At 70.1% G+C, this 22,161-nt stretch carries 19 protein-coding genes and 1 pseudogene; 13 read left to right on the top strand and 7 right to left on the bottom strand.

Annotated elements, in window-relative coordinates; all coding sequences use genetic code 11:
- Window positions 1-766, bottom strand: a pseudogene (locus tag HLK59_RS35820) (hypothetical protein); the annotation flags it as partial.
- Between the two features lie 299 nt (window positions 767-1,065).
- Window positions 1,066-1,983: a sugar phosphate isomerase/epimerase gene (locus tag HLK59_RS35815; protein WP_171145785.1), complete on the bottom strand. Its 918-nt coding sequence runs from the start codon at window positions 1,981-1,983 to the stop codon at window positions 1,066-1,068.
- 126 nt (window positions 1,984-2,109) lie between these two features.
- Here HLK59_RS35815 and iolC point away from each other — a divergent pair, with 126 nt between their 5' ends.
- The 5 genes from iolC to mmsA are packed head-to-tail and all read left to right on the top strand — an operon-like array spanning window position 2,110 to window position 8,164.
- On the top strand, window positions 2,110-3,060 hold the full coding sequence (gene iolC, locus HLK59_RS35810; protein WP_171145784.1) for a 5-dehydro-2-deoxygluconokinase: 951 nt from the start codon (window positions 2,110-2,112) through the stop codon (window positions 3,058-3,060).
- Window positions 3,057-3,938, top strand: a complete 882-nt coding sequence (locus HLK59_RS35805; RefSeq protein ID WP_171145783.1) for a deoxyribose-phosphate aldolase — start codon at window positions 3,057-3,059, stop codon at window positions 3,936-3,938. Before iolC ends, HLK59_RS35805 begins: the two co-directional genes overlap by 4 nt.
- A gap of 7 nt (window positions 3,939-3,945) precedes the next feature.
- Window positions 3,946-4,758 carry a 5-deoxy-glucuronate isomerase gene (iolB, locus tag HLK59_RS35800; RefSeq protein WP_171145782.1) on the top strand — a complete coding sequence of 271 codons (813 nt, stop codon included), beginning with the start codon at window positions 3,946-3,948 and terminating at the stop codon, window positions 4,756-4,758.
- Complete coding sequence (gene iolD, locus HLK59_RS35795) at window positions 4,755-6,647, top strand: 3D-(3,5/4)-trihydroxycyclohexane-1,2-dione acylhydrolase (decyclizing) (protein WP_171145781.1); 1,893 nt, start codon at window positions 4,755-4,757, stop codon at window positions 6,645-6,647. Before iolB ends, iolD begins: the two co-directional genes overlap by 4 nt.
- A gap of 14 nt (window positions 6,648-6,661) precedes the next feature.
- On the top strand, window positions 6,662-8,164 hold the full coding sequence (mmsA, locus tag HLK59_RS35790; RefSeq protein ID WP_171145780.1) for a CoA-acylating methylmalonate-semialdehyde dehydrogenase: 1,503 nt from the start codon (window positions 6,662-6,664) through the stop codon (window positions 8,162-8,164).
- Between the two features lie 52 nt (window positions 8,165-8,216).
- Here mmsA and HLK59_RS52495 read toward each other — a convergent pair whose 3' ends face one another.
- Together HLK59_RS52495 and HLK59_RS52490 are read right to left on the bottom strand one after the other, a co-directional pair.
- Window positions 8,217-8,516 carry a hypothetical protein gene (locus tag HLK59_RS52495; RefSeq protein ID WP_346779889.1) on the bottom strand — a complete coding sequence of 100 codons (300 nt, stop codon included), beginning with the start codon at window positions 8,514-8,516 and terminating at the stop codon, window positions 8,217-8,219.
- Complete coding sequence (locus HLK59_RS52490) at window positions 8,513-9,046, bottom strand: hypothetical protein (protein WP_346779888.1); 534 nt, start codon at window positions 9,044-9,046, stop codon at window positions 8,513-8,515. The genes HLK59_RS52495 and HLK59_RS52490 overlap by 4 nt, the downstream gene beginning before the upstream one ends.
- Window positions 9,047-9,321: 275 nt before the next feature.
- Here HLK59_RS52490 and HLK59_RS35780 point away from each other — a divergent pair, with 275 nt between their 5' ends.
- The 5 genes from HLK59_RS35780 to HLK59_RS35760 all read left to right on the top strand — a co-directional run bounded on the left by HLK59_RS35780 (window position 9,322) and on the right by HLK59_RS35760 (window position 18,158).
- Window positions 9,322-10,710, top strand: a complete 1,389-nt coding sequence (locus HLK59_RS35780) for an APC family permease (RefSeq protein ID WP_171145779.1) — start codon at window positions 9,322-9,324, stop codon at window positions 10,708-10,710.
- A gap of 210 nt (window positions 10,711-10,920) precedes the next feature.
- Window positions 10,921-13,587 (top strand): CocE/NonD family hydrolase, encoded by a 2,667-nt coding sequence (locus HLK59_RS35775; protein WP_171145778.1) that lies wholly within the window; start codon window positions 10,921-10,923, stop codon window positions 13,585-13,587.
- Window positions 13,584-14,453 (top strand): ABC transporter permease, encoded by an 870-nt coding sequence (locus HLK59_RS35770; protein WP_171145777.1) that lies wholly within the window; start codon window positions 13,584-13,586, stop codon window positions 14,451-14,453. The genes HLK59_RS35775 and HLK59_RS35770 overlap by 4 nt, the downstream gene beginning before the upstream one ends.
- A gap of 147 nt (window positions 14,454-14,600) precedes the next feature.
- Complete coding sequence (locus HLK59_RS35765) at window positions 14,601-16,157, top strand: VWA domain-containing protein (RefSeq protein WP_171145776.1); 1,557 nt, start codon at window positions 14,601-14,603, stop codon at window positions 16,155-16,157.
- A gap of 81 nt (window positions 16,158-16,238) precedes the next feature.
- Entirely contained in the window at window positions 16,239-18,158 is a 1,920-nt protein-coding gene (locus HLK59_RS35760; protein WP_171145775.1) for an AMP-dependent synthetase/ligase, read from the top strand.
- A 59-nt stretch (window positions 18,159-18,217) separates the two neighbouring features.
- On the opposite strand, the gene HLK59_RS35755 is transcribed toward HLK59_RS35760, so the two are convergent.
- The 3 genes from HLK59_RS35755 to HLK59_RS35745 form a co-directional block, all read right to left on the bottom strand.
- Complete coding sequence (locus HLK59_RS35755) at window positions 18,218-18,628, bottom strand: rodlin (protein ID WP_171145774.1); 411 nt, start codon at window positions 18,626-18,628, stop codon at window positions 18,218-18,220.
- A 138-nt stretch (window positions 18,629-18,766) separates the two neighbouring features.
- Complete coding sequence (locus tag HLK59_RS35750; protein WP_171145788.1) at window positions 18,767-19,786, bottom strand: LCP family protein; 1,020 nt, start codon at window positions 19,784-19,786, stop codon at window positions 18,767-18,769.
- A gap of 109 nt (window positions 19,787-19,895) precedes the next feature.
- A complete protein-coding gene (locus HLK59_RS35745) occupies window positions 19,896-20,297 on the bottom strand; it encodes a rodlin (protein ID WP_171145773.1) in 402 nt (133 codons plus the stop codon).
- A gap of 225 nt (window positions 20,298-20,522) precedes the next feature.
- On the opposite strand from HLK59_RS35745, the gene HLK59_RS35740 reads away from it, so the two are divergent.
- From HLK59_RS35740 to HLK59_RS35730, 3 genes are all read left to right on the top strand, one after another.
- The gene (locus HLK59_RS35740; RefSeq protein WP_171145772.1) at window positions 20,523-20,924 is read left to right on the top strand and encodes a rodlin; all 402 of its coding nucleotides are present in this window, start codon (window positions 20,523-20,525) and stop codon (window positions 20,922-20,924) included.
- Window positions 20,925-21,158: 234 nt separating this feature from the next.
- Entirely contained in the window at window positions 21,159-21,386 is a 228-nt protein-coding gene (locus HLK59_RS35735) for a chaplin (RefSeq protein WP_171145787.1), read from the top strand.
- Window positions 21,387-21,492: 106 nt separating this feature from the next.
- Window positions 21,493-22,161 (top strand): chaplin (locus HLK59_RS35730; RefSeq protein WP_240982840.1); only part of this gene is annotated, 669 nt, incomplete at its 3' end.

The following is a 22,161-nucleotide window of genomic DNA, read 5'->3' as shown; positions in this document are numbered from 1 at the left end:
CCACGCAGGCCGCGGTCCAGTCGGCGTGGTCCGCGCCCGAAACATGGTCCACCCCGACAAGAGCCACGCCGCGGTGGGCATCTGGGCCCTCGGCAACGCGTCCGGCGGTGGCCGCACCTCCAACGCCCGGTACTACTGCATCACGTCCTACGCCCCCGCCCGGCTCGACCAGTCCGCCGTCGCAGACCGCCCCGCCCTTCACGACACCCGCCACGGGATGTACGACCGTCCCTCCCCAGCCGCGGCACACGCCACGCGCCCACACCACACCCGGCCCCACCCGCAGCACCCGCCCCGCCGCCTTCGGCCCGAGCCCGATCTGCTCCCGGAACCGGCTCTCCAGCTGCCGCACACTCCACCCGACCTCGTCGGCGAGCCGCGGCACCGGCATCGCACCCCCGGACCGCACCAACTCCGCCCACGCCCGCACGACCCGCGCCGAACAGGGCGTCCCCGCCTCGGACCACCGCGCCAACACCTCGTCCAGCAGCCCGAACCGCGCCTCCCACGTGGGCAACGCGGCGAGCGCGGAGGCGAGTTCACCGACCCGGCCGGACAAGGCATGCGGCAACTCGTCCGGATCGACGGTCCGGTTGGCCAGTTCGTACTGCGGCGTCCCGAAGAGAGTGAAGGCCGCCCAGGGCGCGAGCAGCACCTCGATCCCCGACATGCGCCCGCTGTGCTCGCCGAGGGCAGGGGTGGTCGTAGGCCCGCAGAACACGGAGACGAGGGTGTCGGGGGCCCGCCCGGAACGGGTGATCCGCACGGGCTCCTCGAACCCCAACAGCAAAGTGGCGGCCCCGATGGGCGTTTCCAGCCGCCGCCGAGGCCGCTCCAGGGCCATCCGAACCCCGCGATAGCTCACCACCCCGGGCCGCACCCGAGGATGCGGCAGGGCAAGGGCAACTTCCCAGGACCCCCAGGCCCCATGTCCGCCCCGAACACGCACGGCACTATTCATCAGGCCATGCTGCAACCCCCCTGGGGGCGCGGGGAACTGCGCGACAAGCCACGAATCACCCGCACTCGCCCACGCACAGCCCCCGGCACCCCCTCAGGCGCCTTTCACGCCCCGCAGCTCCGAAGAAACGCGCGCGTCCGCTTGGCGATCGGCAACGGCTTGTCCGGCTCGCACGGATACATGTCCTGCTCGACGATCGCGAACAGATCCACATCCAGCTTCTGCGCAGCCTCCAGCACCGGCCCCAGCGCGGGCACACCGGTCGGCGGCTCACACATCACACCCTGCGCCACAGCCGGCCCGAACGGCGTCCCCTTGGCCCGCACGTCCGCGAGGATCTCCGGATCCACCTGCTTGAGGTGCAGATACCCGATCCGCGACCCGTACGTCTCGATCAGCTTGACGCTGTCCCCGCCGCAGTACGCGTAGTGCCCGGTGTCCAGACACAGCGACACGAGCGAGGAGTCGGTCCCGTCCAGGAACCGGACGACGTTCGGCTCGCTGTCGATGTGCGTGTCGGCGTGCGGGTGGACGACGATCCGCAGCCCGTACTCCTCGCGCACCCGCTGCCCCAGCCGCTCGGTCAGCGTGGTGAGGTTCCGCCACTGCTCCGGCGTCAGGGTGTCGGACTCCAGCACCTCACCGGTCTTGTCGTCCCGCCAGAAGGACGGGATGACCACGAGATGCTTCGCTCCCATCGCCTGCGCCAGCACCGCGTTGTCCGCGACATGCGCCCAGGTCTTCTCCCACACGGCCTCGCCGTGGTGGAGGCCGGTGAAGACGGTGCCGGCGGACACCTTCAGGCCCCGACGGTTCACCTCCTCGGTGAGGACCGCGGGATCGGTCGGCAGATACCCGTACGGGCCCAGCTCGATCCACTCGTAACCGGAGCCGGCGACCTCGTCGAGGAAGCGCTGCCAGGGGACCTGCTGAGGGTCGTCGGGGAACCACACACCCCAGGAGTCGGGAGCCGACCCGATCCGGATGCGCGACAGTGAGGGCTGAGGTGACAACGACGTCATGCCGGTCAGCTTCCGTTCGAGCGGTAAGCGCTGTCAAGGTCTCGTCCGAATGTCTGGACAAAACATTGACAGGGCTCGGGATCCGGGGCTAGAAATCCTGGGGAGAGTCGATACGAAGGGAACTCGATGGCGTACGACCTGATCACCATGGGGCGGATCGGAGTAGACATCTATCCGCTGCAGACGGGCGTCCCACTGCCGCAGGTGGAGTCCTTCGGCAAGTTCCTCGGCGGCTCGGCCACGAATGTCGCGGTCGCCGCCGCCCGCCTGGGACGCCGCACCGCGGTGATCACGCGCACCGGCGACGACCCCTTCGGCACCTACCTGCACCAGGCGCTGAAGGACTTCGGCGTCGACGACCGCTGGGTCACCCCGGTCCCCGGCCTGCCCACCCCGGTGGTCTTCTGCGAGATCTTCCCGCCGGACGACTTCCCGCTGTACTTCTACCGGGAGCCCAAGGCCCCTGACCTGGAGATCGACGCCCACGAGCTCGACCTCGACGCCATCCGGGCCGCCGGTATCTTCTGGATCACCGGCACCGGCCTGAGCGAGGAGCCCAGCCGTACGGCGACGCTGGCGGCCCTCGCCCACCGCGCCAAGGCGGGCCTCACGGTCTTCGACCTCGACTGGCGCCCGATGTTCTGGAAGGACCCTGCCGACGCCCGCCCCTTCTACGAGGAGGCCCTGCGTCACACCACCGTCGCGGTCGGCAACCTCGACGAGGTGGAGGTCGCGACGGGCGTACGCGAGCCCCGTGCGGCGGCCCAGGCGCTGCTGGACGCGGGAGTCGAGATCGCCGTGGTCAAGCAGGGCCCCAAGGGTGTCCTCGCCGTCAACAGCAAGGGCGAGGAGGCGGAGGTCCCGCCCCTGCCCGTCACCGTCCTCAACGGCCTCGGCGCCGGCGACGCCTTCGGCGGCTCGCTGTGCCACGGCCTCCTCGAAGGCTGGGATCTGGAGAAGACCATGCGGCACGCCAACGCGGCGGGTGCCATCGTCGCCTCCCGTCTGGAGTGCTCCTCCGCGATGCCCACACCGCAGGAGATCGAAGCCGCCATCGCCGCAGGAGCCGTCAAGTGACCGTCGACGTCTCCGAACTCGTCCGCCTCCGCACCCGCCACCCCGAGGCGATCGCGGAGGCCGCCGCCCGCCGCACCCGCAGGCCGCTGCTCGGCGCCAACGACCGCCTGATGATCGTCGCCGCTGACCACCCGGCCCGCGGCGCCCTCGGCGTCGGCGACCGCAAGTTCGCCATGGCCAACCGCGCCGACCTGCTCGAACGCCTCGTCCTGGCGCTGTCCCGCCCCGGCGTCGACGGTGTTCTCGCCACCGCCGACATCCTCGACGACCTGCTGCTGCTCGGCGCCCTCGACGGCAAGGTCGTCATGGGCTCGATGAACCGCGGCGGCCTCCAGGGCGCCAGCTTCGAACTCGACGACCGCTTCACCGGCCACCGCGCCGAGGACATACAGCGGCTCGGCTTCGACGCCGGCAAACTGCTCCTGCGCATCGACTACGCCGACCCGGGCTCCCTCACCACCATGGAGTCCACCGCCCGCGCGATCGACGACATGGCCGCACGCCGACTGCCCGTCTTCGTCGAGCCGTTCATCAGCGGCCGCACGGACGAGGGCAAGGTCAGGAACGACCTCTCCGCCGAGGCCGTCACCAAGTCCATCGCCATCGCCTCGGGCCTGGGCGGCAGTTCGGCCTACACCTGGCTGAAGGTCCCCGTCACCGACAACCCCGACGACATGGCCGAGGTCATGGCGACCTCGACGCTGCCCGCCGTCCTCCTGGGCGGCGAGGTGGGCGACGATCAGGACGGGGCGTACGAGAAGTGGCGCGGGGCGCTGCAACTCCCCACCGTCCGGGGCCTGGTGGTCGGCCGTTCGCTGCTCTACCCGGCGGACGGGGACGTGGCCGCCGCCGTGGACACCGCCGTAGGACTGCTGTGAGGGCCGCATGAGCAACGATCTGTACGTTCCCGAGGGCGCCTCCAGCAACGCCCGGTACACAGTGGACATCGACCCCAAGCGGGCCGGCTGGACCTACTGCAGTCTGCGGATCGTCACGCTGGAGCCGGGTGGCGCCCACACCTTCACCACCGGCGACAGCGAGTGGATCGTCCTTCCGCTGGAAGGCGGATGTACCGTACAAACGGAAGAAAACGAGTTCCAACTCCTGGGCAGGGAAAGCGTGTTCGCGTCGGTCTCCGACTTCGCGTACGTGCCCCGCGACGCCCAGGCCACGATCGCCTCCGGCGCGGGAGGCCGCTTCGCCCTGGCAGGAGCGAAGTGCGAGCGACGACTCCCCGCCCGCTACGGCCCCGCGCCGGAGGTCCCCACCGAAGAACGCGGCAGCGGCAACCGTCTGCGCCACGTCCGCAACTTCGCCTCCGCCGACGCCTTCGACTGCGACAAGCTCATCGCGGTCGAGGTCATCACCCCCGGCGGCAACTGGTCCTCGTACCCGCCCCACAAGCACGACGAGAACCGGCCCGGCGAAGAGGCGGAGCTGGAGGAGATCTACTACTTCGAGATCGACGGCCCGAACGGTTTCGGCTATCAGCGCGTATCTCCCTCCCGTGAGGGCGGATCGGACGTCCTCACGGAGGTCCGCTCCGGCGACGCCGTCCTCGTCCCCGACGGATGGCACGGCCCGTCCATCGCCCAGCCCGACCACGACATGTACTACCTGAACGTCATGGCCGGACCGGGGGAGACGCGCGAGTGGCGGATCTGCTTCCACCCGGACCATACGGAGGGTTACCGATGACGGTGCAGACCTCGACGACGAGGCTCACGGTTGCCCAGGCACTCGTCCGCTTCCTCGCCGCCCAGTACACGGAGCGCGACGGCATACGGCAGCGGCTGATCGGCGCCACCTGGGGCATCTTCGGCCACGGCAACGTCGCGGGCCTCGGCCAGGCGCTCATCGAGTACGGCGACGACATGCCGTACCACCAGGGCCGCAACGAGCAGTCGATGGTGCACGCGGCCATCGGCTATGCCCGGCAGTCCAACCGCCTGTCCACGCACGCGGTGACGACGTCGATCGGCCCCGGCGCCACCAACCTGGTCACCGGCGCCGCCCTGGCCACGATCAACCACCTCCCGGTCCTGCTCCTCCCCGGCGACACCTTCGCCACCCGGGTCGCCGACCCGGTCCTCCAGCAGCTCGAAGTCCCCTACGCGGGCGACATCAGCGTCAACGACTGCCTGCGCCCGGTGTCGAGGTACTTCGACCGCGTCACCCGCCCGGAAGCCCTGATCCCGGCCGCGCTCCAGGCCATGCGCGTCCTCACCGACCCGGTGGAGACGGGCGCGGTGACCCTCGCGCTGCCCCAGGACGTCCAGGCCGAGGCCTACGACTGGCCCGAGGAGTTCTTCGCCGAGCGGACCTGGGCCGTACGGCGCCCGGGCGCGGACCCGACCGAACTGGCCGAGGCGGTCAGGGTGATCCGCGCCGCCCGGCGCCCGCTGATCGTCGCCGGCGGCGGTGTGCACCACAGCCGCGCCGAGGAGGCCCTCGCCGAGTTCGCTCAGGCGACGAAGTTCCCCGTCGCCTCCACCCAGGCCGGCAAGGGCTCGCTGCGCTGGGACCACCCCCAGGACGTCGGCGGCGTCGGCCACACCGGCACCGCGACCGCCAACGAACTCGCCCGCCAGGCCGACCTGGTGATCGGTGTCGGCACCCGCTACACCGACTTCACGACCGCCTCCCACACCCTGTTCGCGGGTGACGGTGTGCGCTTCCTCAACCTCAACATCGCCCCCTTCGACGGCCACAAGCTCGCCGGGCAGCCGCTCGTCGCGGACGCCCGCAGCGGTCTGGCCGAGCTGACCGAGGCCCTCCAGATGCACGGGCACCGGGCCGGTGAGCCGTACGTCACGGAGTACAGCGAGGACAAGGACCGCTGGGAGCACCGCGTCGACGCCTGCTACGAGGCCGACGAGCCCGACGTACGCCCGACGCAGCCGCAGGTCCTGGGCGCGCTGGACGCGCTCGTCGACGAGTCGGACGTGATCATCAACGCGGCCGGCTCGCTCCCCGGCGACCTGCACAAGCTGTGGCGGGCCCGCTCCCGGGACCAGTACCACCTGGAGTACGGCTACTCCTGCATGGGCTACGAGATCCCGGCGGCGATCGGCGTGAAGATGGCCGACCCCGGGCGCAACGTCTGGGCGCTGGTCGGCGACGGCACGTATCTGATGATGCCGACCGAGATCGTGACCGCCGTGCAGGAGGGCGTCGCGATCAAGATGCTGCTCATCCAGAACCACGGGTACGCGTCGATCGGCGGGCTGTCCGAGTCGGTGGGCGGTGAGCGGTTCGGTACCGCGTACCGCTACCGGTCCGGGGACGGTACCTACACCGGGGCTCCGCTCCCGGTGGATCTGGCCGCCAACGCGGCCAGTCTGGGCATGCGCGTTCTGCGCGCGAAGACCGTGGGTGACCTGCGCGAGGCCCTCGCTCAGGCACGTGCGGCGGACACTCCCACATGTGTCTACGTCGAGACCGAAACGGCAGACACAGTGTCGGGCGCGCCTCCGGCGCAAGCCTGGTGGGATGTACCTGTGGCCGAGACCGCGACCCGACCGTCTGCGGTGAAGGCCCGCGAGGAGTACGACCGGCACGTCTCTACCCGACGCCGCCATCTGTGAAGGAGCAACTGGGCATGACGAAGATCGTCAACCACTGGATCGGCGGCAAGACCGTCGAAGGCGCGTCGGGCAACTACGGGCCGGTCACCGACCCGGCGACCGGCGCCGTCACCACCAACGTCGCGTTCGCCTCCGTGGAGGAGGTGGACTCCGCCGTCGCCGCCGCCAAGGACGCGTTCCAGACCTGGGGCACCTCCTCGCTGGCCAAGCGGACCACCATCCTGTTCAAGTTCCGGGCGCTGCTTGAGGCGAACCGGGACGCCATCGCCGAGCTGATCACCGCCGAGCACGGCAAGGTGCACAGCGACGCGCTGGGCGAGGTCGCGCGCGGTCTGGAGATCGTGGACCTGGCGTGCGGGATCACCGTGCAGCTGAAGGGTGAGCTGTCCACCGAGGTCGCCAGCCGCGTGGACGTGGCCTCGATCCGCCAGCCGCTCGGTGTCGTCGCCGGCATCACGCCGTTCAACTTCCCGGCGATGGTCCCGATGTGGATGTTCCCGATCGCCATCGCGACCGGCAACACCTTCGTGCTGAAGCCGTCCGAGAAGGACCCGTCGGCCTCCCTGAAGATCGCCGAGCTGCTGGCCGAGGCCGGTCTGCCCGACGGTGTCTTCAACGTCGTGCACGGCGACAAGGTGGCCGTGGACCGCCTCCTGGAGCACCCGGACGTCAAGGCCGTCTCCTTCGTCGGCTCGACCCCGATCGCCCGCTACATCCACACCACGGCCTCGGCGAACGGCAAGCGCGTCCAGGCCCTCGGCGGCGCCAAGAACCACATGCTGGTCCTCCCGGACGCCGACCTCGACGCGGCGGCGGACGCGGCCGTGTCGGCCGCCTACGGCTCGGCGGGCGAGCGCTGCATGGCCATCTCGGCCGTCGTCGCCGTCGGCTCCATCGGCGACGAGCTCGTGGAGAAGATCCGCGAGCGCGCCGAGAAGATCAAGATCGGTCCCGGCAACGACCCGACCTCCGAGATGGGCCCGCTCATCACCAAGGTCCACCGCGACAAGGTGGCGTCCTACGTCACCGGCGCCGCGGCCGAGGGCTGCGAGGTCGTCCTGGACGGCTCCGGCTTCACCGTCGAGGGCTTCGAGGACGGCCACTGGATCGGCATCTCGCTGCTCGACAAGGTGCCGACCACGGCGAAGGCGTACCAGGACGAGATCTTCGGCCCGGTGCTGACCGTGCTGCGCGTCGACACCTACGACGACGGCATCGCCCTCATCAACGCCTCCCCGTTCGGCAACGGCACCGCGATCTTCACCCGGGACGGCGGCGCCGCCCGCCGCTTCCAGCTGGAGGTCGAGGCCGGCATGGTCGGCGTGAACGTCCCGATCCCGGTCCCCGTCGGCTACCACAGCTTCGGCGGCTGGAAGGACAGCCTCTTCGGCGACCACCACATCTACGGCAACGACGGCACGCACTTCTACACCCGCGGCAAGGTCGTCACGACCCGCTGGCCGGACCCGGCGGACGGTCCCTCGGGCGTCGACCTCGGCTTCCCGCGCAACCACTGAGCGAGCTCAGCAGAGCCCGGGCACCTCACAGGGTGCCCGGGCTCGGGCATGCCTACGACTGCTGACTGTCCTGGACCAGCTGGGTCATGTCGGCGGTCTGCGCGGCCGGCGGGGCCTTGATCGCGGCCGTGGCTCCGAACTCGTTGAAGTCCATGGTGACCTTGACCCTGCCCATGTCCTGCTTCAGCCGGACGGGCAGATCCTTCTCACCCAGCCAGACGTCCATCGTGATGGAGCTGATCTCGCCGGTCATGTCGTTGAGCAGCGAGCCCTCTTTGTTGGCGTTCTGGAGCATGCCCACGCGCGAGGCGTCGATCACGGCCCGGTAGTGGGTCGCCTTCTGGCCGTTCACGCTCTGGTGCCGAGGTCCTTGACGTCCTTCGCGTACTTGAGGCTCTTCAGGGACTCCGTCGGGTTGGAGCCCCCGCCGTTGCTCAACGACGCCCTACCGCTCTCCCCGACCAGGGCGGAGGCGTCGACGGACATCCACTCCTTGCCCTTGAGCGGCCCTGAGGCCTGCGGGTCGACGTCGTAGTAGTAGACGCCGTCGACGAACAGGGCGCGGATCTTCGGGTCGTCCTGCACGGTCTGCATCTGCGCGGCCTCGGTGTCCATCTGGACGTCGTAGGCCGTGCCGTCGCCCCATGAGTACGTGCCGTCCATGGCTATCGGCGTCCCCGTGCCCAGGTCGGTGGTCACCTTCACCTCGGCCGAGCCGAGCTTCTCGGCCCGGTCGGTGGCCCGTGTGAGCGCCGCCATGATCGCGTCGGTCTTGTCGACCGCCTCGGCCGTCTGCTTCACGGACTCGGCGCTGCACGCCGACGTCGCGACAAGCGCCGCCGCCGTGAACCCCACCCAGGCAGCGGTGTGCTTCAGCTTCATCTGTCCCCACCCAAAGCTGTGATTCGACTGTGAGTTCTGAGACTGAAGACTCTATCGGGCCCCACCGACAGCTCCGCGAGGGATTTTTTTACCTGGCCGCGACTGCGGTTCCCGTATGTTGCAAGGGCGGGCAGGGACATGGCCGAAACGGCGTATACGGATCCTTAACGCGATGTGGATCTACTGATTCCGTAGGTAAACAGCCATTGACGCGATGGTTTTCGTCGGGATTCCATGCACCGCAATCTGTTGCACGAGTCGATCGGAACCGCCGTATGACCGACACGCTCCGCCCTGCCGAGGTCGCCCTCCCCGAGGCACCCGACAGCCCCCAGAAGCTCAAGCGCTCCATCGGAGTCGTCGGCGGCACCCTGCTCACCCTGTCCTGCGTGACCCCCGCGTCCACGCTCTTCGTGGTGGTCCCTGACCTGTTCGGCTCGCTCGGCACCGCGACCGCGCTGACCATCGCCATCGGCTCCCTCCTCTGTATCGCCGTGGCGTTCTGCTACTCCGAGCTGGGCACCCTCATCCCGAGCGCGGGCGGCGAGTACGCGATGGTCTCGACGATGGCGGGCCGCCTCGCGGGCTGGCTCGTCTTCGTGCTGTCCCTCCTGGTCGTGATGATCGTCCCGCCGGTGATCGCGATGGGCACGGCGGACTACCTGGCGCCGATCGTCCACCTCGACCCCTCGCTCGCGGGCGCCGGCGTCATGCTCCTTGCGACCCTCGCCGGCCTGCTCGACCTGCGCGCCAACGCGTGGATCACCGGCGTCTTCCTGGTCCTGGAGGTGATCGCGGCGGCCGTGGTCGCGGTCCTCGGCTTCGCCCACAGCGAGCGGGGCGCGGACAGTCTCGTCTCGCTCCAGGTGGCGGGCGCGGACGGCCACGCGGACACCGTGACGGCGATGCTGATCGTGTCCGGCCTGGCCATCGCCCTCTTCATCACCCAGGGCTTCTCCACCGCCGTCTACCTCTCCGAGGAGATGGAGAACCCGCGCCGCAACGTGGCCCGCACGGTCCTCGCCACCCTCGCGATCTCCTCCGTGATCATCCTGGTCCCGGTGATCGCGATCACGCTGGGCGCCAAGGACCTCACCGCGCTCACCGGCGGCGACATCGGCACCATGGTCACCACCTGGTCCAACTCCGCCGTCGGCACCTTCGTCAGCCTCTGCGTGGCCCTCGCGATCATCAACGCGGGCATCGTCATGGTCATCCAGAACTCCCGCGTCCTCTTCGCCTCGGCCCGCGACAAGGCCTGGCCCACCCCGGTCAACAACGTCTTCGCCAAGCTGGGCCGCTTCGGCTCCCCCTGGGTGGCCACCCTCGCGGTCGGAGTCCCGGGCGCGATCCTGTGCTTCGTGAACCTGGACACCCTCTACGGCATCACGGGCGTCTCGGTGACGGCCATGTACCTCCTGGTCGCGGTGGCCGCCCTCCTCTCCCGCAAGGGCCACCACAAGCACACCCCGGCCTGGCGCATGCCCCTGTGGCCGGCGGTGCCGGTCCTGCTGATCGCGGTCCTGACGTACATCCTCAGCGAGCAGGAGACGGAGTACCTCCTGTGGACGGGCGGCATCACGGCGGCGGCGACGCTGTACTGGGCGCTGTACCTGCGCCCGCGAACGGAAACCCGTTGGCTGGTCTCGATCCCGGAGGAGTGACCGCCCTTGATCGCCCCGCTGGGGCGCAAAGGGGCGCGGGCTGTATCGACTTGCGGCTACCGCCGCGTGGGCGCGACCAGCCACGACGGACGCGCACCCGGCGTACAACGAACGCGGTACATGAAAACGACCCCGTACCCCCATGGGCGGTACCGGAGTTCAACCTCTGGTCGATAAGGATCCGACAGCTTCGCCCCGTACCGTTGACCCATGGATCTTCGACTGACCCGGCTGCGAAAACTGCGAGGGCCACGCCGGTGGTTCGCCGCCGCGGCCTGCGTCGCGGTGCTCGCCGGCGCCGGTACATGGACGGCCGTCGCCGACGACGACGCGCCCCCGGTGCACCGGGCCGACCGGGTCATGGCGGTGAACGGCGTACGCATAGACACCTCGTACTTCACCCCCGATGCCGCCGGCAGACACCCCGCCGTCCTCCTGGGCCACGGCTTCGGCGGCAGCAAGGACGACGTACGCGAGCAGGCCGAGGCCCTCGCCCGGGACGGCTACGCGGTCCTCACCTGGTCCGCCCGGGGCTTCGGCAAGTCGACCGGCAAGGTCGGCCTCAACGACCCGAAGGCCGAGGTGGCCGACGTCGAGAAGCTGATCGACTGGCTCGCCGAGCAGCCGACGGTCCAGCTCGACAAGAAGGGCGACCCCCGCGTAGGCATGGCGGGCGGCTCCTACGGCGGCGCGATCGCCCTCCTCACCGCCGGCCATGACGACCGCGTCGACGCCATCGCCCCGGCGATCACCTACTGGAACCTCTCGGACGCCCTCTTCCCGAACGGCGTCTTCAAGAAGCTCTGGGCCGGCATCTTCGTCAACACCGCGGGCGGCTGCGACAAGTTCGAACCGGCGATCTGCGAGATGTACCAGCGCGTCGCCGAGTCCGGCACCCCGGACGCCGCGGCCGAGAAGATGCTGCAGGAGCGCTCGCCCTCCGCGGTCGGCGACAGGATCAAGGTCCCCACCCTGCTCATCCAGGGGCAGACCGACTCCCTCTTCCCGCTGGACCAGGCCGACGCCGCCGCGAAGGCGATCAAGGCCAACGGCGCCCCCGTCGACGTCGACTGGATCGCCGGCGGCCATGACGGCGGCAACATGGAGACCAGCCGCGTCCAGTCCCGCGTCATCTCCTGGTTCGACCGCTACCTCAAGGACGACAAGGCCACCGACACCGGCCCGGCCTTCCGTGTCACCCGCACCCTCGGTTCCGGCACCACCTCCAGCTCCGGCGAGACCGAGCAGCGGACCAGGGGCGTGACCGAGGACACCTACCCCGGCCTGGAGAGCGACCGGCGCACCGTCGCCCTCACCGGCCGCGAGCAGAGCTTCGCCAACCCGGCCGGCGCCAACCCGCCCGCCGTGTCGGCCCTCCCCGGCCTCGGCAGCGCCGCCGGCGGCCTCGCCCAGCTCTCCTCGCTCGGCGTCTCCGTCTCCCTCGACTTCCCCGGCCAGTACGCCGCCTTCGAGTCGGCGCCCTTCGAGGACGACCTCCAGATCACCGGTTCCTCGACGGTCACCGTCCACGTGAAGTCGACCAGCGACGACGCCGTCCTCTTCGCCAAGCTGTACGACGTCGGCCCCGACGGCCGCCAGCAGACCCTGCCCTCCCAACTGGTCGAGCCCATCCGGGTCGAGGGCGCCAAGGCGGGCAAGGACGTCCGTCTCACCCTCCCGGCGATCTACCACGAGGTGGACGACGGCCACCGCGTCCGCCTGGTCCTCGCCTCCACCGACCTCGGCTACGCCTCCCCGACCGCCCCGGCGACCTACACCGTCTCCCTCAAGGGCGACGGCCTGAAGGTGCCCACCGCCCTCAGCGAGGACCGGGCACAGGCCCCGCTGCCCTCCTGGGTGTGGTGGCTGCCGCTCACCGGCGCGCTGATCGCCCTGCTGCTGATCCTGACCGGCCGCCGCCGCACCGCGGCGCCCGCCGCCCCCGAGCCCGCACTGGCCGAAGTCCCGCTCCAGATCACGGACCTGAGCAAGCGCTACGCCAAGTCGTCGGACCGGTACGCGGTCAAGGACCTCTCCTTCCGCGTCGAGAAGGGCCAGGTCCTCGGACTCCTCGGCCCGAACGGCGCGGGCAAGACCACGACCCTGCGCATGCTGATGGGCCTGATCAAGCCGGACGGCGGCGAGATCCGCGTCTTCGGCCACGCGATCGCGCCCGGCGCCCCGGTGCTCTCCCGTGTCGGAGCCTTCGTCGAGGGCGCCGGCTTCCTCCCGCACCTGTCGGGGCGGGAGAACCTGGAGCTGTACTGGCGGGCCACCGGCCGCCCGCCCGAGGACGCCCACCTGGAGGAGGCCCTGGAGATCGCGGGCCTCGGCGACGCGCTGGCCCGCGCGGTCCGCACCTACTCCCAGGGCATGCGCCAGCGCCTGGCCATCGCCCAGGCCATGCTCGGCCTGCCGGACCTGCTCATCCTCGACGAACCGACCAACGGCCTCGACCCGCCGCAGATCCGCGAGATGCGCGAGGTGATGATCCGCTACGCGGCGGCCGGCCGCACGGTCATCGTCTCCAGCCATCTCCTGGCGGAGGTCGAGCAGACCTGCACCCACCTCGTGGTGATGGACCACGGACAGCTCGTCCAGGCGGGCCCGGTCGGCGAGATCGTCGGCTCCGGCGACACCCTGCTGGTCGGCACCGCCGTACCGGTGGAGGAGCCGGTCGTCGAGAAGGTCGCCGCCCTCCCGGGCGTGGCCTCGGCCGCCGCCGCCGAGGGCGGGCTGCTGGTCCGGCTCGACGCGGACGGCAGCGCCGCCCGCCTGGTCGCCGAACTCGTCCGCCTGGAGGTCCCCGTGGAGTCGGTGGGCCCCCACCGCCGCCTCGAAGACGCCTTCCTCACCCTGATCGGAGACCACGCATGAGCAGCAGCACGCTGACCGACCGTGCGGAAGTCGCCGACGGCTACCGCGCGGGCCGTACGCTGCCCGTCCGGGTCGAACTGGTACGGCAGTTGAAGCGCCGCCGCACCTTCGTCATGTTCGGCGTCCTGGCGGCCCTGCCCTTCGTCCTGCTCGTCGCCTTCCAACTGGGCGGCGGGCCGGGCTCGGGCAACTCCAACGTCAACCTCATGGACACGGCCACCCTGTCCGGCGCGAACTTCGCCGCGGTGAACCTCTTCGCCTCCGCGGGCTTCCTGCTGGTCATCCCGGTGGCGCTGTTCTGCGGGGACACCGTCGCCTCGGAGGCCGGCTGGTCCTCCCTGCGCTATCTGCTGGCGGCGCCCGTGCCCCGGGCCCGACTGCTGTGGTCCAAGCTCGTCGTCGGCCTCACCCTCAGCCTGGCCGCGATGATCCTCCTCCCGGTGCTCGCCCTCGCGGTCGGCACGGCCGCCTACGGCTGGGGTCCGCTGGAACTGCCCACTGGCAGTTCACTGTCCGCGGGCACGGCCGCCCAGCGGCTCGTGATCACGGTGGCGTACATCTTCGTCTCCCAACTGGTCACCGCCGCCCTGGCGTTCTGGCTCTCCACGAAGACCGACGCCCCCCTCGGCGCGGTCGGCGGCGCGGTCGGCCTGACCATCGTCGGCAACGTCCTGGACGAGGTGACGGCCCTCGGCGACTGGCGCGACTTCCTCCCCGCGCACTGGCAGTACGCCTGGCTCGACGCCGTACGACCCGACCTGGACTGGTCCGACATGATCCAGGGCACCTCCCTGTCGATAACGCTCGCCCTCGTGCTGTTCGCGCTGGCCTTCCGCGGTTTCGCCCGCAAGGACGTGGTGTCCTAGGTCAACGGAGGATCACCTACCGGTCTCGACGGCCCGTCTCCGTGGCCTCTTCGAGACGCTTCCGCAACGCTCCGTAGCGCACGTTCCGGCCCCCCGGCCCGTCACAGTCACAAAGGTCGACGTCAACGGACCAAGGGGGCACGGAAGATGGAGCAGTATCGAATACGACGCGTGCGCGCCACGCTGCTCGCGCTCACCACGGCGGGCGGCCTGCTGCTGACGGGTTGCAGCGCGAGCGGCGACGGAGCGAGCGACTCCTCGTACGACGGCGGCAACAAGGGCGGCGGCTACGCACCCGCCCCGGACGGCGAACAACAGGGCGGCCCGGACAGCTCGGACAGCTCGGACAGCGCGGACAGCGACTCCCGCGACGTCGCCCCCGAGCCCGACTACCTCTCCACCTTCGCCCTGGACGTCGACACCGCCTCCTACGGCTACGCCCGCCGCACCCTGGCCGAGGGCCGGCTGCCGGACCCCTCGACGGTCCGCCCGGAGGAGTTCGTCAACAGCTTCCGCCAGGACTACGACCGTCCCGACGGCAACGGCTTCTCGGTCACCGTCGACGGCGCCCGCACCGACGAGGACGACTGGTCCCTGGTCCGCGTCGGCCTCGCCACCCGCACGGCCGAGGACGCGGACGAACGCCCGCCGGCCGCCCTGACCTTCGTCATCGACATCTCCGGCTCCATGGCCGAGCCCGGCCGCCTCGACCTCGCCAAGGACTCCCTGGACACGATGACGGACCAGCTCCGCGACGACGACTCGGTCGCCATCGTCACCTTCAGCGACGAGGCCGAGCGGGTCCTGCCGATGACCCGCCTCGACGGCAACCGCGACGAGGTCCACGACGCGATCGACGAGTTGGAACCCACCGACTCCACCAACCTCGGCGCCGGCGTCGACACCGGCTACGAGACCGCCGAGGACGGCCTGCGCAAGGGCGCCACCAACCGTGTCGTCCTCATCTCGGACGCCCTCGCCAACACCGGCGACACCGACTCGCAGAGCATCCTCGAACGCATCGCGAGCGAACGCCGCGAGCACGGCATCACCCTCTTCGGCGTCGGCGTCGGCAGCGACTACGGCGACCAGCTGATGGAGGAGCTCGCCGACAAGGGCGACGGCCACACCGCCTACGTCTCCGACGAGGACGACGCCCGCAAGGTCTTCGTCGAGCAACTCCCACGGAACATCGGCCTGACCGCCCGTGACGCCAAGGCCCAGGTCGCCTTCGACCCCGAGACGGTCGAGGAGTTCCGCCTGATCGGCTACGACAACCGCCGCGTCGACGACGAGGACTTCCGCGACGACAGCGTCGACGGCGGCGAGATCGGCCCCGGCCACACCGTCACCGCCCTCTACGCCGTCCGCCACAAGGAAGGCGCCGACGGCCACCTCGCCACCGCGAGCGTCCGCTGGCTCGACCCCGAGTCCCGCACCCCGCACGAGGAGTCCGGCCAGTTGGAGAGCGAGGACCTCGACGCGGCACTCTGGGACGCGGGCCCCCGCCTCCAGGTCACCGCCGTCGCCGCCTACTTCGCCGACACCCTGCGTTCCTACGGCGCCGAGTTCAGCCCCCTGCCCGGCACCCCGTCCCTCGGCGAACTGAGCGAACGCGCCCACGACTTGGCCGAGAGCACCGAGGACGAGGACGTACGGCAGCTCGCCGAGGCCATCGACCAGGCGAGCCGTCACGGTGACTGACAGCGGCTCCTGCCGGACCCATTGACCTTTTGTTACGCACGGGTAAGTTGGCCCCCCAGTCAGAGCCGACTGGGGGCCGTCATGGGCGTACGCAAGGACTTGAAGCGGGCGAAGCAGCGCACCGACCTGGCAAGCCGTACCGAGGTCGAGATCACCAGGGACGCGAAGGGCGTGGTGCGCGAGGCCCGCACCGCAGCCCTCGCCCCCCGGCCACCGGCGGGCAGCACCGCCGACCTGCCCTTCACCAACGCGGCCGAGGCCCCCGACGCGGTGGTCCTGCGCCGCAGGCAGGGGGACACCTGGCACCCCGTCACGGCAGCCGCCTTCGCTGACGAAGTGACCGCCGTGGCAAAGGGGTTGATCGCGGCGGGCCTCGAACCGGGCGGCCGCGTCGCGGTGATGTCCCGCACCCGCTACGAATGGACCGTCCTGGACTTCGCGATCTGGGCGGCGGGCGGCCAGACCGTCCCGATCTACGCCACCTCCTCCGCGGAACAGGTCGAGTGGATCGTCCGCGACTCCGGCACCCGCTTCGTCGTCACCGAGACCGCGGAGAACGCGGAAACGGTCACGACGGGCACATCAGGCCACCAAGAGCAGCCACGCATCTGGCAGTTGGACGCATCCGGGACGGCCGAACTCAAGACCCTCGGCGCCGCCATCCCCGACGAGGAGGTCACCAAGCGCCGCACGAGCCTGACACCCGACACCGTGGCGACGATCTGCTACACCTCCGGCACCACCGGACAACCCAAGGGCTGCGTCCTCACCCACGCCAACCTCCATGCCGAGGCCGCCAACACGGTCGAACTGCTCCACCCGATCTTCAAGGAGGTCACCCGCCAGGTCGCCTCCACCCTCCTCTTCCTCCCCCTCGCCCACATCCTCGGCCGCACCCTCCAGATCGCCTGCCTGATGGCCCGCATCGAGATCGGCCACTGCCCGAGCATCAAGCCCGACGAACTCCGCCCGGCGCTCAAGGAGTTCCGCCCGACCTTCCTCGTCGGCGTGCCGTACCTCTTCGAGAAGATCCACGACACCGGCCGGGCCACCGCCGAGAAGATCGGCCGCGGTGCCTCCTTCGACCGCGCCGACCGCGTCGCCGTCCGCTTCGGCGAGCAGTACCTGGACAAGTTCCTCGACCGCGGCAAGGGCCCGGGCCCGCGCCTGTACGCCGCGTGGGCCCTGTACGACCTGCTGGTCTACCGCCGGGTCCGCAAGGAACTCGGCGGCCGGATGCGCTACGCCATCAGCGGCGGCTCCCCGCTCGACCGCAACCTCAACCTGTTCTTCTACGCGGCCGGGATCATCGTCTACGAGGGCTACGGCCTGACCGAGACCACGGCCGCCGCCACCATCGTCCCGCCCCTGAAACCCCGCCCCGGCACAGTGGGCCCACCGGTCCCCGGCACCGCCGTCCGGATCGCCGACGACGGGGAGGTCCTCATCAGGGGCGGCATCGTCTTCGGCGCCTACTGGAACAACCCGGCCGCCACCGACGCCGTACTCACCGACGACTGGTTCGCCACCGGTGACCTCGGCTCCCTGGACGAGGACGGCTATCTCACCATCACCGGCCGCAAGAAGGACATCATCGTCACCTCGGGCGGCAAGAACGTCTCCCCGGCCGTCCTGGAGGACAGGCTGCGCAGCCGCCCGCCGGTCGGGCAGTGCCTGGTGGTCGGCGACAACCGCCCCTTCGTCGCCGCCCTCATCACCCTCGAACCCGAGGCGATCGCCCACTGGCTGTCGGTCCGCAGGATGCCCGCCGACACCCCGCTGTCCGAGCTCGTCCGGGACCCGAGGCTGCGCGCCGACGTCCAGAAGGCCGTGGACTACGCCAACGAGGCCGTCTCCCGCGCCGAGTCGATCCGCGCCTTCACGCTGGTCGAGGGCGAGTTCACCGAGGACAACGGCATGCTCACGCCGTCCCTGAAGGTCAAACGGCACACGGTGCTGTCGGCGTACGCGCGGGACATCGAGGCGATCTACCGCGGGTGAAACGCCGAACGGCGGGCCACCGGAGGAACCGGTGACCCGCCGTGGCGGGGATCCGAGGATCAGCCGTTGCCCTGGCCGTTGCCGGAGAGGGCCGAGATGTCGTCCAGGATGTGCGACAGGGGCTCGTCGCCCTTGGCCTGGGTGGAGTTCTCGACACACTGCTGGTTCTGCGGGGCCGACAGGATCGGCACGTCCTGGAGGACACCGACGGCGGCGACGCCGACGATTCCCTGCAGGTTCAGCTTCGCGGGCAGGCCGACACACGGCTTGTTCAGCGAGCCCTGGACCAGCGAGAGCTGCGGGCTCATGTCGCCGAACGTGGCCGAGTTGCCGAACTCCTGCGAGGCGCCGTTGCCGCTCGCGGAGGTGGTGCCGTCACCGTCACCGATGGCAAGAGCCTGGGGGGCGGCCGCAGCCGACATACCGGCGACGGAGGCGGCGATAGCCGCGGTAGCCCACAGCTTCTTCATGTTCATTCCCTTTCGAAATGCGGACTCCGGTGAGGAGCTGCATGATCGACAACGGCCGCACCCCGTCCGGGGTTGCGTTCTTTGCCCCGATTGGCCCAGCGCACTCGCGAACCGCGCGGGCGCCCCGGTCGTACGAGCTCATTTGCAGGTCAGCGAGCTGCCCCGCACCGGGCCGTAGCCCTTCAGACCCGGCGGGTCCTTGGGCACGGGGTCCGCGTCGGCCTTGAGCAGCGGCTGGTCCGCGCGCAGCTTGGCGAACATCGCGTCCGCCCGCTCCATGTCCCAGGCCAGCGTCGAACCGATGTCCGGCCGGGTCTCGTTGAAGCCGGCGATCGGTACCGTCGTGAACTCGATCGCCTTGGCCGGCACGTTCTCCAGCGCCGCCGCCAGCTGCACCAGTTCCTTGGCGTCGAAGCCCTGCTCGACCTGCCCCTTGCCGAGCAGCGTGTCCATCACGCGCGCCATGCCCACCGGATCGGTGAGCGCCTTGCCCGCCCGCAGCCCGCGCAGCGCGTTCACCAGGAACCGGTGCTGACGCTGGATCCGCCCGAGATCGGCGCTGGTGTCGACATGCCGGGAGCGGACGTACTGCAACGACGGGCCGCCGTCCAGCCGGTGGCTGCCGGGCTTGAGGTTCAGCTTGGTGGCCGAGTCCTTCAAGGTCCGCGAGGTGCACACCTCGACCCCGCCCACGTCGTTGACGGCGTCGATGAAACGCCGGAAGTCCACCTGGAGATACCGGTCGATCCGCATGCCGCTCATCGACTCGACCGTGCTGACGGTGAGTGCGGGGCCGCCTTCGTTGTAGGCGCCGTTGATCTTCAAGGGGTGCGAGGGGCGTTCCTCGCCGTTCGGTGCGTCGCGGTACGGCGGGATGTCCGCGTAGGAGTCCCGCGGCATGCTGACCACACTGACGTGGTCGCGGCGCGCGGAGACATGGACGAGCATCAGGACGTCGGTGCAGTTGCAGGCGATGCCGCCGGCGTGGAACTTGCGCTTCTCGGCGGCGGTGATGGTGTCCCGTCCGTCCGTGCCCATGAGCAGGATGTTCAGGGCCTTGGGCGCCTGTCGTTCGTGGAGTGCGGAACTGCCGAGGAGTGTCGCGGTCGTCGCGAGGACGAGTCCGGGGATCGCGAGGGAAGAAAGAGTTCTCTTCATCGTCACGCGCCGAACGCTAGGACAGCGGGCCGCCGGGAATCCGGCGGCCCGCTGACAGGGACTCAGATTGCAGCCCCAAGGCTCAGGGACGTCAGTCCCCGAGGGTGGCTCAGTGGTTGCCCGTGCCGTTGCCGGAGAGGGCCGAGATGTCGTCCAGGATGTGCGACAGGGGCTCGTCGCCCTTGGCCTGGGTGGAGTTCTCGACACACTGCTGGTTCTGCGGGGCCGACAGGATCGGCACGTCCTGGAGGACGCCGACGGCCGCGAGGCCGACGATTCCCTGCAGGTTCGCCTTCGCGGGCAGGCCGATGCAGGGCTTGTTGAGCGAGCCCTGGATGAGCGCCATCTGCGGGCTCATGTTGCCGTAGGTGGCCGAGTTGCCGAACGACTGGTGCGCACCGTTGCCGCTGGCGGACTTGGTGCCGTCGTCGTTGCCGATCGCCATGGCGGGGGAGGCGGCGCCCACGACGGAAACCGCGACCGCGGCGGAAGCCAGAACCTTCTTGATCACTTGCTAGTCCCTTCTGGAGAAACCCCGTCCACCGGAGCGTTCTGGTCAACTGTCCGGCGGCGGCTTGGTTGCTCCTCTTCACTCCGATGGCCCATTCGGCGATTCCGTGAATTCCGGGGGAGCCGCGGCCCGATCGGGTGAAGTGCCGAAACCTAACCCCGTGGAGCTGGTTGATGCGAGGGCAGGAGCGTGCGTCTTGGTGATGCACCCAGGAAAGGAACAGAAATGCTGAAGAAGGCAATGGCCGCCGCGGCGGTCGCCGCTTCCGTCGTAGGTGCGGCGTCGCCGGCCATGGCGATCGGGAACGACGACGGCACCAAGTCCGCGAGCGGCAACGGTGCCCACTCGGCGTTCGGTAACTCGGTCACCAAGGGCGACATGAGCCCGCAGGCCAGCCTGGTGCAGAGCACGGCCAACAAGCTGTGCATCGGTCTGCCGGTGAAGGCGAACGCCCAGGGTATCGCCGGTGTCGGCGCCGTCGGTGTCCTCCAGGACGTCCCGGTCCTGTCGGCCGCGCAGAACCAGCAGTGCGCCACCAACTCGACGCAGGCCAAGGGCGACGAGCCGCTGTCGCACATCCTCAACGACATCTCCGCCCTCGCGGGCAACGGCGCGGGCAACGGCTGATCAGCCGCTGGTGATCCGCTCGGGCGGTCCGTTGAATTCACGCGGGCTGTCCGAGCGTTTTGCGCTACTCAGGCGAAGCGTTTCTTCTCGGTTGGGCGTCTCGTGTCAATTCTGTGAAGGCGTTAGAGTGAATTACCGGACGACTCACGTTCCGGAGTTTCTTCGTCTGTCTATCCCTCGTTTACAGCCTGCAGGTCACGTCATAGGGGCATGACCGCAGAGAAGGGAAAGATCATGAAGAAGACCGCTGCTGTCGTCGCGGGCGCGATCATGGCTCTGGGCATGGCTGCCCCCGCTTTCGCCGACGCGGGCGCCGACGCCGCCGCCATCGGTTCGCCGGGCGTCCTCTCCGGCAACGTGGTCCAGGTCCCCGTCCACATCCCGATCAACGTGTGCGGCAACACCGTCAACGTCATCGCTCTGCTGAACCCGGCGTTCGGCAACACCTGCGTCAACCAGTGACGCCGTAACGCCCCAGCCTCTTCGGCTGTGTGAGCCGGCCTTGGACAGCTTCTGTTGCCTTCCAAGGCCGGCTTTTCCCACTCCTTCAAACAGGAGGACAACGAGATTGCGACAGACCCTGAGTAGGGGAATGGTCGCGGCCGCCGCCGCGACGAGCATCCTGTCCCTGTGCGGCAGCAGTCCCGCCCTCGCCGACTCGGACGCGGACGGCGCCGCCAAGGGCTCGCCGGGCGTCCTGTCCGGCAACAACGTCCAGGTCCCGGTCGACGCGCCGGTCAACGCCTGCGGCAACTCCGTCGATGTCATCGCCCTGTTGAACCCGGCGTTCGGTAACTCCTGTGCGAACGGCTCGGGTTCGCCCAAGGGCGGCGCCTCGTACGGCGACGACTCCGGCTATGGCGACGACTCCGGTTACGGCGGTGGCGGTCACGGCCCCTCCGGGCACGCGACGCAGGGCCGCACCGAGGGCTCGCCCGGTGTCCTGTCCGGCAACAACGCGCAGGCGCCGGTCGACGTGCCGGTGAACGCGTGCGGGAACACGGCGGACGTCATCAGCGGGCTCAACCCCGCCTTCGGCAACGACTGCGAATCCGGCGGCTACGGGGACACCCCGGGATACGGGGACACCCCGACGCCGCCCGGCCCCGGCGGCGAGACCCCCACGCCGACCCCGTCGCCGCCCGGTCCCGGTGGGGAGACGCCCACGCCGTCGCCGCCCGGCCCCGGTGGCGAGACGCCCACGCCGACCCCGTCGCCGCCCGGTCCCGGTGGGGAG

Origin of the sequence: Streptomyces sp. S3(2020), assembly GCF_013044505.1 — a bacterium.
Lineage (GTDB): Bacteria > Actinomycetota > Actinomycetes > Streptomycetales > Streptomycetaceae > Streptomyces.
The sequence above is the reverse complement of the archived record's forward strand: the minus strand, read 5'-3'. Positions and strand labels throughout refer to the sequence as shown.

Bases quoted from the DNA above. Each gene is read 5' to 3' on its own strand.
- iolD (WP_171145781.1), top strand. From the start codon at position 4,755: ATGACGGTGCAGACCTCGACGACGAGGCTCACGGTTGCCCAGGCACTC.
- HLK59_RS35760 (WP_171145775.1), top strand. From the start codon at position 16,239: ATGGGCGTACGCAAGGACTTGAAGCGGGCGAAGCAGCGCACCGACCTG.
- iolC (WP_171145784.1), top strand. From the start codon at position 2,110: ATGGCGTACGACCTGATCACCATGGGGCGGATCGGAGTAGACATCTAT.
- HLK59_RS35775 (WP_171145778.1), top strand. From the start codon at position 10,921: ATGGATCTTCGACTGACCCGGCTGCGAAAACTGCGAGGGCCACGCCGG.
- HLK59_RS35770 (WP_171145777.1), top strand. From the start codon at position 13,584: ATGAGCAGCAGCACGCTGACCGACCGTGCGGAAGTCGCCGACGGCTAC.
- HLK59_RS35755 (WP_171145774.1), bottom strand. From the start codon at position 18,628: ATGAAGAAGCTGTGGGCTACCGCGGCTATCGCCGCCTCCGTCGCCGGT.
- HLK59_RS52490 (WP_346779888.1), bottom strand. From the start codon at position 9,046: ATGAAGCTGAAGCACACCGCTGCCTGGGTGGGGTTCACGGCGGCGGCG.
- HLK59_RS35815 (WP_171145785.1), bottom strand. From the start codon at position 1,983: ATGACGTCGTTGTCACCTCAGCCCTCACTGTCGCGCATCCGGATCGGG.
- mmsA (WP_171145780.1), top strand. From the start codon at position 6,662: ATGACGAAGATCGTCAACCACTGGATCGGCGGCAAGACCGTCGAAGGC.
- iolB (WP_171145782.1), top strand. From the start codon at position 3,946: ATGAGCAACGATCTGTACGTTCCCGAGGGCGCCTCCAGCAACGCCCGG.
- HLK59_RS35765 (WP_171145776.1), top strand. From the start codon at position 14,601: ATGGAGCAGTATCGAATACGACGCGTGCGCGCCACGCTGCTCGCGCTC.
- HLK59_RS35740 (WP_171145772.1), top strand. From the start codon at position 20,523: ATGCTGAAGAAGGCAATGGCCGCCGCGGCGGTCGCCGCTTCCGTCGTA.
- HLK59_RS35750 (WP_171145788.1), bottom strand. From the start codon at position 19,786: ATGAAGAGAACTCTTTCTTCCCTCGCGATCCCCGGACTCGTCCTCGCG.
- HLK59_RS35780 (WP_171145779.1), top strand. From the start codon at position 9,322: ATGACCGACACGCTCCGCCCTGCCGAGGTCGCCCTCCCCGAGGCACCC.
- HLK59_RS35735 (WP_171145787.1), top strand. From the start codon at position 21,159: ATGAAGAAGACCGCTGCTGTCGTCGCGGGCGCGATCATGGCTCTGGGC.